The following is an 11980-nucleotide window of genomic DNA, read 5'->3' on the forward strand; positions in this document are numbered from 1 at the left end:
CATGCTCGGGGTCTACGTATGGCAGGGCGTCGCGCTGGGCGAGTGGGACAACGAGCTCGTGTGGTTCGGCCACGCCATGGCGCTCGCGGGAGCGGGCGTGTGGGCGCTCGTCAGCCTGCCCCGCCTCGATGTCGACGGGGAGCGCATCCTCGTGCGGACCGCGCTCGNTGGCCACGTAGCTCTGGTAGTCGTCCACGTCGAACAGGGCCTTGGCGGTGTCGGCCACGTGCCACACCACGACGGTGGCGATTTCGATGGGGTTGCCCATCTTGTCGTTGACCTTCAGGCGCTCGCCATTGAGGGTGCGCACGCGGGTGGAGATGGTGGTGGACAAGCCCTTGGCGGCGTTGCCCGCCGCCTTGACGCTCTCGCTCAGGGAAAGACTTGCCTTTGCGGCGGCTGCGGCCATGGCGTCCTCGGAGGTGCCGCTCACGCCCATGCTCTTGCTAAAGAACGGGTTTGCCCAGAAAAAGCCCTCGTCGCGCACGGTGCCCACGTACTTGCCAAAGAGGATGCACACGCGCGCCTGACCGGGCTGCAGTGAGAAGAAGCCGTTCAGCGGCAGGAACCAAAAACAAAAGGATACGATGCTGAGCCCTAGGCCCCAGCCGTAGGCGGCCGGCGCGTCGACGCCGTCCGGCGTTCCGGCTAGCCCCGCGACGCTCCATATGAAGAGGCCGACGATGGCGAGCAGCGCCGCGATGACGGCGGCGAGCACGCCATAGCCCGACGTGGCCTTGAGTTGCTTTTCCACGCTCATTGTGAGTTCCTTTCACGACTGCGCTGGCGTTTGCGTGACGGCCCCGGCGCCGCCTCCAGATTGCGATGGGGAGGAGGCGAATCCCCGAGCAGTCCGTGCGGCTGCTGATTGCATTGTGATATCACATTGAGACCAAGTCAAGGAGAATCGGATGCCGTCTCTCATGGCATAAGTGGTTCGGGGCGCCCGGCATCTACGCTCCGTAGAGGTCTTCCTGTTGCATCTCGGCTCGCAAGTCCCTACAATAGCCCCCACTCACGGCTGAAGGTTTACCTCGAGATTTGGAAAGGGGAACTGCACCATGCTTGCTTCCATGAGGATTTGGCTCTAGCCACGGTCGCGTGAGCGACCGGTACTTCGCTGCATACCACCGATCGCATCAAAGGATTATTCCATGACACAACCGAATCCCTGCGCTTCTTGGAAGCGCTCGCTCGCCATCGTCTGGATCGGCGAGTTCTTCTCCGTGCTCACGAGCTCCATTCTGCAGATGGGTCTCATCTGGCACGTCACCCTCACCACCAGCTCCGCGAGCGCCCTGTCGTTCGTGAGCCTGGCGGCCTTCTTGCCCATGGCGCTCCTCGGCGCCTTCGCGGGCACCATCGTGGACCGCACGTCCATCAAGCGTCTCATGATCGGCGCCGATCTCTTCATCGCGGCCGTGAGCCTCACGCTTGTCTTCGGCTCGCTTCGGGGCGACCTCTCTGTCGCCGTTGTGGCGGCGGTGCTGTTCGTCCGTGCGCTGGGCAGCACGCTCCATACGCCCGCCTTCAACGCGCTCACACCGCTCATCGCCCCGCCCGAGGTGCTCGGCAAGCTGGCGGGCATGCTGCAGTTCATGCAGTCGGGTAGCTATATCATCGGCAACGCCATCGCCGCGGTGGTCTACCCGGCGTTTGGTCTGACCTTCATGATCGCGCTCGATGTCGCCGGCGCGGTGCTCGCGAGCATCGCGGTGGCGACCTCCGGCATCAAGACGCCGGCGCCCGAGCGCCATACGCCCGAGGAGAACGCCGAGGCGTCGCACCACGCGGTGCGGGCCTTCCTATTGGAGACGGCCAACGGGTACCGCGAGCTCAAACGCCATCACGGTCTGTTCGCCATGCTCTGGATCGGCTTCGCCTTCTCGGTCCTGTTCTCGCCCATATCCGCGCTGTTCCCGCTCATGGTGTTCGACCATTTTGGGGGCACCACTACGCAGTCGGCTATCGTGGAGATCGCGTTCTCGGTCGGCATGATCGCGGCGAGCGGCTGGATCGGGGCGACGGGTGGCCTTAAGAACCGCGCGCTTTCGTGCACGCTGGCCATCGGCCTCTTCGGAGCGGGCACGCTCGCGGGCGGCCTCGTGCCCCCTTCCGCGCTCGTTGTGTTTCTGGGGCTTACGTTCGCGATGGGGGTCTCGAGTCCGCTGTACAGCGCGCCGCAGATGGCGCTCATGCAGGAGCGCGTCGATCCCGAGTGCATGGGCCGCGTCTTCGGCCTGTACGGAGCGGTCTGCAGCTGGGCCATGCCCGTGGGGCTCGTCGCATCGACCTTGTTCGCGGACGCCATCGGCGTAAGCGCGTGCTTCGTGCTCATCGGTGCTGCAATGGTGATCCTAGCAGGCATCACCTGGGCGATCCCGAGCATCCGCAAGATTGGGTAGCGCTCTGGCGGAGTGCGCCGTGCTGTTCGAGCTGCTCATGCTCGGGGTCTACGTATGGCAGGGCGTCGCGCTGGGCGAGTGGGACAACGAGCTCGTGTGGTTCGGCCACGCCATGGCGCTCGCGGGAGCGGGCGTGTGGGCGCTCGTCAGCCTGCCCCGCCTCGATGTCGACGGGGAGCGCATCCTCGTGCGGACCGCGCTCGGCTTCTCGTTCGCCGACGAGATGGCCGAGCGCGGAGCCACGGGCACCTCGCTCGTTGTCGACGACTGGTTCATCGAGATCAGCAACGCCCGCGTGGTGGCGTTTCGACGCGACTACCTCAAGAGGGTCGGGCCCCACGAGGGGAGCGAGAGCGGCGACCGCTGCGCGGTCACGGCCGCGGACGGCCGGAAGTTCAGGGTCTATGCAGCCGGAAGCACCTTGGAGGACCTGCGCAATTGGTTCGAGCGCGGCGCGGGGAAGAGGGGTACGGCGGCTCGGGCGACCGACGCGCGCGAGACGATTTGCTAGAAGGCCCGGGGCGATTCCGGGGTGCGTTCGCCTTGCACGAAGGCCCTCACAGCTCTTTCTCGAAGAACACATCCATCGTGGTGTGTGGGCTGCCCGGAAGCGGTTCGCCGGTTTCGCGGTAGCCGAGCGCGCGGTAGAGCGCGACGGCGGCTTCGAGGTCGTGATGCGTCTCGAGATAGAGCGTCGAGAAGCCGGCTTCGCGCGCGAAGCCCTCGACGGCTGCGACGAGGGCGCGGGCGATGCCGTGCCGCCGCCACGCGGCTGCGACATAGAGCTTCTGCAGCTCGATGACGCCGTCCGTGCCGGCGACGGCGGAGCATCCCGCCCCGCCCGCCACCTCGCCGTCCTTTTCTGCCACGAAGTAAGCTCGGCCGTTCCCGTCCTCGTACTGCGCGCTCAGGTGGTCCAGCTCGGGGTCGTAGTATGCGGTGCCGGGGATATCGAGTCCGTGTGCCTCGAGGCTGCGGCGCACGATCTCCGCTATCGCGGTGTCGTCGCGGGGTTCGATGGGCCTTATGACCATAGACGCTCCTTTATGGGGGGTCGGGCGCGAGGGGCATTGCTGCAAGAGAACGGGGGTGTTTCAGATGCAGTTTTGACGACTTTTCCCATCATTTTTGAAAATGGTCGAGTAGACTCCGGTTTCAAGAAACAAAACCCCAGTTCACAAAATGCTTGCGCGCCGGTATACAAAGGCTTTTCTTGAATCGGATGGGTAAAGTCGGAGGAATTGCATGCGAGGGTCGCTTCTGCTCTCGATTCACTGCTCCCGTCAGGGCGCTCGGCTCCGCATCGGGGCGCACCTCACTCGATGCCGGCGTGCCAGCGGCAGGCGGCGAGGTCGACGCGGCCGTTTGCGAGGAAGGTGACGCCTTCATTCTCGAGCAGGGCGCGCTGGGCCTCGGGCCCTCCGAACGCGAAGCCCTTGGCGAGGCGGCCGTCGGCGAAGACGATGCGGCCGCAAGGTACTCATCCCGGTCGAGGGTTGGCGTGGAGCGCATAGCCCACATGGCGGGCGCGCCCCGGCGCGCCGATGAGCGCGGCGATCTGTCCGTAGGTCGCCAGCATGCCGCAGGGTACCTGCTCGACCATTCCGTACACGCGTTCAAAGAAGCCCTCGGATGCATCCGGTGCCATGTTTCCGCCCCCTCCTCGATATCAATTGTCATGCTGAGAGAAGTGTACTTGACATAACGGCGTCCCGCATGCGCGCCGGGACGGGCGCAGCGCATGCGGGACGCCCGGGTCTCAGATTGGGGGCGGGCGCTAAATTGAGCTCGGAGCCGCACCGCATTTCGGTACGGTTCGCCTGCTCGAGAAGGTGCCTGTGCCCATTTTGAGGGGCGGGGCGGTCGGCGACATCCTCGATGGCCTCGTGTGCCTGATCTTGGGGGAGGTCCGCCTGTTCGATGGCCTGCCGGGTGTAACCAGGGAAGGTCTGGCCCTCCATGGCGGCAACCATGCCCTCGCTCGTTCGCTCGAAGACGGAGATGCTCGCCTCGCGCTCCAGGTCGCGCATGGCGGCGGTGACGCTCGGCTGCGAAACGAACATGCGTCGCGCCGCCTCGGTGAAGCCGCCGTGCACCGCGACCTCGACGATGAGCCTCAGCCGCCATAGCTTCGCAGGGCTCCTTCCCGCGGCACGCCCCGCGCTCGGACGTAGGTCCGCTCGACTTCTCCGATGTAGGCGGTGTGGTAATCGCGCTCCGGGTAGTTCCGCGCATCGCAGGAGGCGTCCCGGAACAGCTTCGGGTCGATCTCGTCGGCGTAGAGCACGCGGCAGGCGAGCACGAGCTCGGCCTCTTCGAACGCGAAGTCGCCGTCGAGCTCGACCGGGGTGAACCCCACGCGCGCGACCTTGTCCTCGTCGCGCCCGCTTACGCGTCCGAGCACCCCGAGCGCGGCCTTGTGCTCGGGTGCGTAGAAGGAGAGCGTGAAGCGGCCGGTTCGCTCGATGAACTCCTTGGTGTAGCGCTGCGGACGGACGTAGACGGTGGCGACGTCGAGGTTCCAGAGCACCCCGAGGCCGCCCCAGCTGACCGTCATGGTGTTCACGCCCTCGGCGTCCCCGGCGGTGAGCAGGGCCCAGTCGCGGCCGAACCTCTCGAACGGGTTGAATGCGGGCAGGTGCGCATCGATGGGCTCGAACGGCATGGCTGTCTCCTTTCAGGCGTCCCGGGTGCGCGGCTACAAGTCGCCGAGGTGGGAGATGAGGTCCTGCGCCCCCTGCGGGACCGAGAGCGTGAGGCGCTGCCCTCCGGCCTCGAGGGTGAGGTAGCCGGGGTCGTCGTAGATGGTGAGGACGGCGTCGATGCCCGAGAGGCTCGTCTCGACGGCGAGCCTCTCGACGGCGCCGGCGGGAAGGGACCCGATGCCCCATGAGGGTATGTCGAGTTCGCCGATAGCCCGCGCGACCTCCTCCGGGCTGCGGCCGGTCGCCTCCGCGATGCGCGGGGCCTGGCTGCGCAGCACGGCGTCGATNGGCCCTCGAGTGTCTCAAGGGCTGCGGACATCGTGCACTCGGTCACGCGCTCGGTGGTGAATATGACCTCCTGCCCAACGAGATCGACGCTTGCCAGGGTCACGCCCCGCTCGCCGCACTCCTCGGCAATCGCAACCTTTGCACCTTCCGTGTCCTCGGTGAGCGCGACGCGCACATAGAAGCAGGTCTCCAGCTCGTCCATCGGCACGACGGGGAACTCGCGCGCATAAGGTTCGGCCTCCGCCACGACCGCGCGGCCATGCGCCAGCGGTTCGGCGAGTGCGAGGATATCGGCCACCACAGCGCTCGCGGTGGGAAGCGAACCCGCGCCCGCGCCGTAGAACATGGTCTCGCCCACGGCGTCGCCCACGGCGAAGATCGCGTTCATCGCGTTGTTCACGCCGGCGAGCATATGGTCTGCCGGGATCATGACCGGATGCACGCGCGCCTCGATGCCGGCGCTCGTCTTGCGGCCCACCGCCAACAGTTTGATGCGCATGCCCATCGCGCACGCCTGTTCGATATCGAGGGCGCCCACGTCACGGATGCCCTGCGTGTACACATCGTCGCTCGTCACGCGCGACTTGAACGCAATGGAAGAGAGAATGGCCAGTTTGGCGGCGGCGTCCAGACCATCGACATCGGCGGTGGGATCCGCCTCGGCGTAGCCCAGACGCTGCGCGTCGGCGAGCACCTCGGCGAAGTCGAGGCCCTCGGCATCCATGCGCGAGAGGATGTAGTTGGTGGTGCCGTTCACGATGCCCGCGATGGTGCGCATGCCGTTTGCAGCCAGACCGCGTTCGAGCGTGTCGATGATGGGGATGCCGCCGCCGCAAGATGCCTCGCAGCGCAGCTGGACGCCAGCTTCGCGTGCGGCACCCGCTAGGTGCTCCATCTCTTTGCCCAGCAGCGCCTTGTTGGCAGTCACCACGTGCTTGCCGTGCGCAAAGGCGTCGAGGTAGATCTCGGTTGCGGGGTGCACACCGCCGATGAGCTCGACCACGATGTCGATGTCGGAGTTGGACGTGATGTCGTGCCAGTCGGTCGTGAACGCGTCGCCCTCAAGGCCCAGGGCAGCGGCGGCCTCGGGTTCGAGCGAGCAGCCGCACGCCACGCGCAGGTTGATGCCATAGGCATCCAAGTATTCGGCGCGATGCTCGTTGATGACGCGCACGGTGCCGCCGCCCACGGTTCCCAGGCCGATGATGCCGACATTGACGGTTTGTGCAGGTGCTTGCATGGTGCCTCCTTGGGAAGCTGATGGGAAAACGGGTCTAATGAACATGATACCTGCTGGGTATCTGCATGGGAAAGCATTGTACGTGCCGCATGAACATCACGCTGCGGCATGTCAAAGCCCCTGGCAAAAATTGCATGTTTGTTACACCCGTATTTCAAGATGTCGAATTTCGTACTTTTCTTTGCTAAAGCGTGTAAAGTGATGCGAACCGAGCGGCGGGCACCTGCGATGCGCCCGATCGCTTGGATCCATCAACTGCCTTCGCTCGAGCGTTGGCCGCAATTGAAAGGAGAGCCGTATGTCGAGCCTCACCGGTACGTTCAATCCCGTAATGAATCGCAGGAGCGTTATCGCAGGCGTAGCAGGTCTGGGGGCAACGAGCATTCTTGCTGGCTGCTCCGATAGCGCATCCGAGGGCGGCTCTGGCGCTTCCGACGGCGCGGCCTTCAAGATCGGTGCCATCGGCCCGCTGACGGGTGCCGCCGCTTCATACGGCAACTCCGTGTGCAACGGCGTCGAGCTCGGCTGCAAGGATTTCTCCACCGATGAGTTCCCGCTCACGTCCAAGGCCGAGGACGACGTCGCCGACGGCGAGAAGTCCGTCAACGCCTTCAACAGCCTCGCCGACTGGGGCATGCAGGCGCTCGTCGGCCCCACCACCACCGGCGCCTCCATCGCCGTGGCCGAGGTCGCCAACTCCGATCCCAAGGTCTTCATGATGACCCCGTCCGCGTCCAGCCCTGACGTTACTGCCAACAAGACGTGCGTCTTCCAGGCGTGCTTCAACGACCCCAACCAGGGCGAGAACGCTGCCGTCAAGCTCGCCGAGATGTTCCCCGACGAGAAGTTCGTCGTGTTCTACAACTCCGGCGACCCGTATTCCGCCGGCATTCGCGACGCGTTCGTCGCCAAGGCTGCCGAGCTCAAGCTCGAGGTCGTCGACGAGGAGTCCTTCAAGGATGACTCCCAGACGAGCTTCACCAACCAGCTCACCAAGGCCAAGGACGCCGGCGCCACGATGATCTTCGCCCCCATCTACTACACTCCCGCCTCCGTGCTGCTCACCAACGCCAACGAAATGGGCTACGAGGTCAAGATGATGGGCTGCGACGGCATGGACGGCATCCTGGGCGTCGAGGGCTTCGACACCAGCCTCGCCGAGGGCCTGTTCCTTATGACGCCGTTCTCGGCTGACGAGGAGAAGAACGCCGACTTCGTGAACGCCTACAAGGCCGCCTATGACGAGGTGCCCGATCAGTTCGCCGCCGACGCATACGACGCGGTCCACGCCATCGTCATGGCCATGCAGGAGGCCGGCCTCGCCATCGACGCCGATCCCGCCGAGATCGCCGAGAAGCTTCCGGCGGCCGTGACCTCCATCAAGGTCGAGGGTCTTACCGGCACCCTCACCTGGAACGACAAGGGTGAGGTCGAGAAGGACCCGATGGTCTATGTCATTCAGGACGGGAAGTACGTAGCGGCGTAAGCGCGCCCGTCCTGCACCAATCGGTGCGCAGATAGAATTACGGGGGACGGGCCTTGGATGCAAGGTTCGTCCCTTTTGCCTGTCGCGCCTGCGGGCGCATTGCATATGAAAGGGGGAGAAGCGCCATGACGGTCTTTCTGCAATATCTTGTGAACGGTCTGTCGATGGGCAGCGTGTATGCCATCATCGCGCTCGGCTACACCATGGTGTACGGCATCGCCAAGATGCTGAACTTCGCCCACGGCGACGTCATCATGATCGGCGCCTACATCTCGTTTTGCGTGACCTCGTATCTGGGGCTGCCGGCGGTCGTGTCGGTGCTCGCCGCCGTCGTGGTGTGCACGGTGCTAGGCATCCTCATCGAGAGGCTTGCGTACAAGCCGCTACGTCAGGCCGGTCCGCTCGCCGTCCTGATCACCGCCATTGGCGTGTCGTACTTCCTGCAAAACGCCGCGCAGCTCATCTGGGGCGCCACGCCCAAAAACTTCACGTCCATCGTGAGCTTCCAGGTGCCCGCGTTCCTCAAGGCCTACAACGTCTCCGCCGTCTCGCTGGTCACCGTCGTGGCGTGCCTGGTCATCATGGCGGCGCTCATGTGGTTCACCGGCAAGACCAAGATGGGCAAGGCCATGCGCGCCTGCTCCGAGGACAAAGCCGCCGCGCAACTCATGGGCATCAACGTGAACCGCACGATCTCCATGACCTTCGCCATCGGCTCGGCGCTCGCCGCCATCGCCGGCGTTCTGCTGTGCTCCTACAGCCCGGTGCTGCAGCCCACCACGGGCTCCATGCCCGGCATCAAGGCGTTCACCGCCGCCGTCTTTGGAGGCATCGGCTCGATTCCCGGCGCATTCGTCGGCGGCATCCTCCTCGGCATCATCGAGGCGATGGCGCAGGCCTACATCTCCACGAGCCTCGCGAATTCGATTGTCTTCGCCGTGCTGATCGTCGTGCTGTTGGTGAAGCCCGCCGGCCTGTTTGGCAAGTACGTCCCGGAGAAGGTGTAGCGCCATGCCTCAGTTTCTCAAGAACAAGAAGACGCGTCACGATTTCGTGACGTATGGCCTGGTGATCTTGGCGTTCATCGTTGTGAGCTTCATGCAGGCAAACCACATGATCCCCCGCATGATCGCAGGCCAGTTGGTCCCCATCTGCGCCTACATCGTCATGGCCATCTCGCTCAACCTGGTCGTGGGCGTCGCGGGTGACCTCTCTCTCGGCCACGCCGGCTTCATGAGCGTGGGTGCCTACACGGGTATCGTCGCCGCCATGAGCCTTGCCGAGGCCGTCCCCAACGACGGCATTCGCTTGGTCATCGCCCTGTTGGTGGGTGCAGCCTCCGCCGCTCTCGCCGGCTTCATCATCGGCATCCCCGTCCTGCGTCTTTCCGGCGACTACCTCGCCATCGTGACGCTCGCGTTCGGCGAGATCATCAAGGAGGTCGTGACCTGCCTCATCGTGGGCGTGGACGAGCGCGGCATCCACGCGCTGTTCAACCTCACAGGCAAGCTCACCGTTGACGACCTGGGCCTCACCGAAACCGGCTTCGCCATCATCAAGGGCGCGCAGGGCGCCGCCGGCACCGAGACCATCTCGTCATTCTTCGCCGGGTTCCTGCTCGTCATGGTCGCCCTCGTGGTCGTGCTGAACCTCGTGCGCAGCCGCACCGGCCGCGCCATCCTGGCCGTGCGTGATAACCGCATCGCAGCCGAGTCGGTGGGCATCTCCACCACAAAGTACCGCATGATCGCCTTCGTGGTCTCCGCCGCCCTCGCCGGTGCCGCGGGCGCCCTGTTCGGCAACAGCTTCTCCCAGCTCTCCGCCACGAAGTTCGACTTCAACATGTCTATCCTCATCCTGGTGTTCGTGGTGCTGGGCGGCCTGGGCAACATGCGCGGCTCCATTGTGGCCGCGGCGGTGCTCACCATCCTTCCCGAGGCCCTGCGCCAGTTCTCCGACTACCGCATGCTGGTGTACGCCATCGTGCTCATCATCGTCATGATCGCCACGAACAACGACACGCTGAAGAATCTCATCTCCCGCGTGCTGCCCAAGCGCACGTCGCTTGAAGAGGAGGTGCGTGCAGATGCCTAAGTTCGAATTCGAGCGCGGCAAGATGGTGCCGGTGCCCAGCCACTCCATCGTCCCCGAGCGCGACGTCAACTCCGTCCCGGTCCTCGAGGCGCTGCACCTGGGCATCGACTTCGGCGGCCTCAAGGCGGTTGACGACTTCAACCTCACCATCGGCAAGACCGAGATCGCCGGCCTCATCGGCCCCAACGGTGCGGGCAAGACCACGGTGTTCAACCTCCTCACAAAGGTGTACGCGCCCACCCGCGGCACGATTCTGCTCAACGGCAACGACACGAGCGGCAAGAGCGTCAGCCAGGTGAACCGCATGGGCATCGCCCGCACGTTCCAAAACATCCGCCTGTTCAACACCATGACGGTCGAGGAGAACGTCAAGGTGGGCCTGCACAACACTAAGGCGTACTCCACGCTCTCGGGCATCCTGCGCGCGCCGTCGTACTGGCGCCGCGAGGCAGAGGCGCATGAGAAGGCGCTCGAGCTGCTGTCCATCTTCGACATGCAAGATCTCGCGAACCACCAGGCGGGCAGCCTGCCCTATGGCGCCCAGCGTCGCCTGGAGATCGTCCGCGCGCTGGCGACCAACCCCAGCCTGCTGCTGCTCGACGAGCCCGCCGCGGGCATGAACCCGTCCGAGACGGCCGAGCTCATGGAGAACATCGTCAAGATTCGCGACACGTTCAACATCGCCATCATGCTCATCGAGCACGACATGAGCCTCGTCATGAACATCTGCGAGGGCATCTGCGTGCTCAACTTCGGCAGGGTCATCGCCAAGGGCACCGCCGAGGAGATTCAGAACAACGATGCCGTCATCGAGGCGTACCTCGGCAAGCAGAAGGAGGAGTAGATGAGCAGCCGCATTCTGTCCGTTGAGGACATCAACGTGTATTACGGCGCCATCCACGCCATCAAGGACGTGTCGTTCCAGGTCGATGAGGGCGAGATCGTCGCGCTCATCGGCGCGAACGGCGCAGGTAAGTCCACCACGCTGAAGACGCTTTCGGGCCTTTTGCGTTCGCAGACGGGTTCCATCGAGTTCTTGGGCGAGAACATCATGCATGTTCCGGCCGACAAGCTCGTTGCGCGCGGTTTGGCGCACGTTCCCGAGGGTCGTCGCGTGTTTGCGCAGATGACCGTCGAAGAGAACCTCCAGATGGGCGCCTACACGCGTCCCGCGAGCGAAATCGAGCCGGGTCTTGAGCGCGTGTACACGCATTTCCCGCGTCTGCAGGAACGCCGTCGTCAGGTTGCCGGTACGCTTTCCGGCGGTGAGCAGCAGATGCTCGCCATGGGCCGCGCGCTTATGAGCTCGCCGAAGCTCCTCATGCTCGACGAGCCGTCTATGGGTCTCGCGCCCATCCTGATCGAGCAGATCTTCCAGATCGTCAAGGAGCTCCACGAGGCTGGTACCACCATCTTGTTGGTGGAGCAAAACGCCCAGATGGCGCTTTCTATCGCTTCTCGTGCATACGTGATGGAGACGGGCAACATCACCATCACCGGCACGGGCGATGAGCTGCTGCACAACGACGAGGTGCGCAAGGCATACCTCGGCGGCTAGTTTTGCGTTGGGACTCGCGTGCCGCCGGACGTGGCCATGAGCCCCTTGTTGGTATGACAGCGCCTGGAGGAAATGCACGTTTACCACGCCCTTCCTCCCGATATAGTCCAATCCAAAAAGAGCTTTCCCGATGATTGCATGGGGAGAGCTCTTTTTGTTACGCGACAGAAGACGTCACACACCTGAAAATGAAGAGGGTCGAAG

The 11980-nt window shown here is 64.4% G+C and carries 11 protein-coding genes and 2 pseudogenes; 7 read left to right on the plus strand and 6 right to left on the minus strand.

Translation table 11 applies throughout. From position 1 onward, the window contains the following. Positions 1-163 precede the first annotated feature (163 nt). Positions 164-760: pseudogene (locus C1711_RS07540) on the minus strand (SPFH domain-containing protein); the annotation flags it as partial. Between the two features lie 394 nt (positions 761-1154). Between C1711_RS07540 and C1711_RS07545 the strand changes: the two are divergent. Then, positions 1155-2405, plus strand: coding sequence for an MFS transporter (locus C1711_RS07545; RefSeq protein ID WP_102338467.1), 1251 nt, complete (start codon positions 1155-1157; stop codon positions 2403-2405). 19 nt (positions 2406-2424) lie between these two features. Then, on the plus strand, positions 2425-2916 hold the full coding sequence (locus tag C1711_RS07550) for a hypothetical protein (protein ID WP_234346350.1): 492 nt from the start codon (positions 2425-2427) through the stop codon (positions 2914-2916). A 46-nt stretch (positions 2917-2962) separates the two neighbouring features. On the opposite strand, the gene C1711_RS07555 is transcribed toward C1711_RS07550, so the two are convergent. The 5 genes and pseudogenes from C1711_RS07555 to C1711_RS07575 form a co-directional block, all read right to left on the minus strand. Next, on the minus strand, positions 2963-3439 hold the full coding sequence (locus tag C1711_RS07555) for a GNAT family N-acetyltransferase (RefSeq protein ID WP_102338468.1): 477 nt from the start codon (positions 3437-3439) through the stop codon (positions 2963-2965). 281 nt (positions 3440-3720) lie between these two features. Further along, positions 3721-4053, minus strand: a pseudogene (locus C1711_RS07560) (MGMT family protein). Between the two features lie 28 nt (positions 4054-4081). Then, positions 4082-4468 carry a helix-turn-helix domain-containing protein gene (locus C1711_RS07565; RefSeq protein ID WP_199824895.1) on the minus strand — a complete coding sequence of 129 codons (387 nt, stop codon included), beginning with the start codon at positions 4466-4468 and terminating at the stop codon, positions 4082-4084. A 53-nt stretch (positions 4469-4521) separates the two neighbouring features. Beyond that, entirely contained in the window at positions 4522-5070 is a 549-nt protein-coding gene (locus C1711_RS07570; RefSeq protein WP_102338469.1) for a flavin reductase family protein, read from the minus strand. Continuing rightward, positions 4968-6683 carry a homoserine dehydrogenase gene (locus C1711_RS07575; RefSeq protein ID WP_456318600.1) on the minus strand — a complete coding sequence of 572 codons (1716 nt, stop codon included), beginning with the start codon at positions 6681-6683 and terminating at the stop codon, positions 4968-4970. The genes C1711_RS07570 and C1711_RS07575 overlap by 103 nt, the downstream gene beginning before the upstream one ends. 253 nt (positions 6684-6936) lie before the next feature. Between C1711_RS07575 and C1711_RS07580 the strand changes: the two genes are divergently transcribed. The 5 genes from C1711_RS07580 to C1711_RS07600 all read left to right on the plus strand — a co-directional run bounded on the left by C1711_RS07580 (position 6937) and on the right by C1711_RS07600 (position 11776). Beyond that, positions 6937-8124: an ABC transporter substrate-binding protein gene (locus C1711_RS07580; RefSeq protein ID WP_102338471.1), complete on the plus strand. Its 1188-nt coding sequence runs from the start codon at positions 6937-6939 to the stop codon at positions 8122-8124. Between the two features lie 125 nt (positions 8125-8249). Then, positions 8250-9131 carry a branched-chain amino acid ABC transporter permease gene (locus C1711_RS07585; protein WP_102338472.1) on the plus strand — a complete coding sequence of 294 codons (882 nt, stop codon included), beginning with the start codon at positions 8250-8252 and terminating at the stop codon, positions 9129-9131. A 4-nt stretch (positions 9132-9135) separates the two neighbouring features. Beyond that, a complete protein-coding gene (locus C1711_RS07590; RefSeq protein WP_102338473.1) occupies positions 9136-10218 on the plus strand; it encodes a branched-chain amino acid ABC transporter permease in 1083 nt (360 codons plus the stop codon). Then, a complete protein-coding gene (locus tag C1711_RS07595; RefSeq protein WP_102338474.1) occupies positions 10211-11062 on the plus strand; it encodes an ABC transporter ATP-binding protein in 852 nt (283 codons plus the stop codon). The genes C1711_RS07590 and C1711_RS07595 overlap by 8 nt, the downstream gene beginning before the upstream one ends. Continuing rightward, a complete protein-coding gene (locus C1711_RS07600) occupies positions 11063-11776 on the plus strand; it encodes an ABC transporter ATP-binding protein (RefSeq protein ID WP_199824868.1) in 714 nt (237 codons plus the stop codon). Positions 11777-11980: the final 204 nt, after the last annotated feature.

It is taken from the genome of Collinsella provencensis (assembly GCF_900199705.1).
GTDB lineage: Bacteria > Actinomycetota > Coriobacteriia > Coriobacteriales > Coriobacteriaceae > Collinsella > Collinsella provencensis.